2 pseudogenes are annotated in these 1228 nt (G+C 64.3%); one reads left to right on the forward strand and one right to left on the reverse strand.

What is annotated here, in order from left to right:
• Positions 1-443 (forward strand): annotated as a pseudogene (locus EOA60_RS33675) (serine/threonine protein phosphatase); the annotation flags it as partial.
• Between the two features lie 30 nt (positions 444-473).
• Here EOA60_RS33675 and EOA60_RS33680 read toward each other — a convergent pair.
• Positions 474-1169: pseudogene (locus EOA60_RS33680) on the reverse strand (polysaccharide biosynthesis tyrosine autokinase); the annotation flags it as partial.
• Positions 1170-1228: the final 59 nt, after the last annotated feature.

Here is a 1228-nt window from a genome sequence, read left to right on the forward strand (position 1 = left end):
CACTGGAGCCGTGGCTCCGCGTCGGCGGACGGGAAACGCTGTTCTCCTACGGTATCGATCCCGACCGCCTGGCCGATCTCTACGGATCGAGCGAAGAGGTAGACGAGCGTATCCGCGAGGCCATTCCGGCCACCCACGTCGCCTTCATGCGCACGCTGCCGGTGATGATCTGTTCGGAGCGGTTCCTTTTCGTCCATGCCGGCATCCGGCCCGGCATCGCGCTCGAAGCGCAGGACGAGGCCGACCTGCTCAACATACGATCCGAGTTCCTGGCGGCGGCGCACCGCCTCGATCGCTGGGTCGTGCACGGACATACGATCGTGGACGTTCCGACGCTCGACGGGCGCCGGCTCGGCATCGACACCGGCGCCTTCCAGAGCGGCCGGCTGACCGCCCTCAGGATCGTCGGCAAATATGGGCGGCTGCTGTCGACCGGAGAATAACCGCCGCGGCTTTTCGTCGGATGAACTGCTTTAGGCGGCCTGCTTGGCGCGCGATTCCGACTTCTCGAGGTAGTAACTCGAATAGCGGTCGAAGAACTTTTCCGAACCGCCGAGAGAGCCGTATTTCGCCAGCTTCTTCAGCTCGACCTTGTTGAGCACCGCGCCGGTGATCTTTTCGGCGATGTAGGGTTCCGACTCCAGCATCGAGCGCACCATGGCGCGTGGCGTGCGTCCCCACTCGGTGACGAGCACAAAGCCGTCGACCAGCGGCGCGAAGGCCTTGGCGTCGACCACCGGGCCGAGCGGCGGTAGGTCGACGATGATGTATTCGAACGTCTCCTTGGCGTTCTCGATGAAACGCCGCATGCCGGCGGAGCCGAGAAGCTCGCTGGTGTGCGAGAACTGGCCGCGCACCACGGCCGGGATGATCGCCAGCTTGGTCTGGCGGTCGACCTTGCCGACCGACTGCCAGGTCTGTCCATTGACCACCGCTTCCATCAGCCCGTGCTCCGACTCCATGCCGAGGCTGCGGCTGAGGCCCGGATTGCGCAGGTCGCCATCGATCAGCAAAGTCTTGGCGCCGTTGGCGGCGAGCAGACCGGCGAGGTTCGCCGCAACCGTCGACTTGCCTTCGCCGGGCAGGACGGAGATGACGCCGATCACCCGACTGCCCTTGTCTTCCATCACCACGTCGAAAGCGATCTTGGCATTGCGGAGCGTCTCGGCGCAGATCTTCGGACAGCTGAAACAGATCACCGAAAGCTACCGAAACGACTATCAGGTGG

Source organism: Mesorhizobium sp. M1A.F.Ca.IN.020.06.1.1, from assembly GCF_004023265.1.
Classification (GTDB): Bacteria; Pseudomonadota; Alphaproteobacteria; order Rhizobiales; family Rhizobiaceae; genus Mesorhizobium.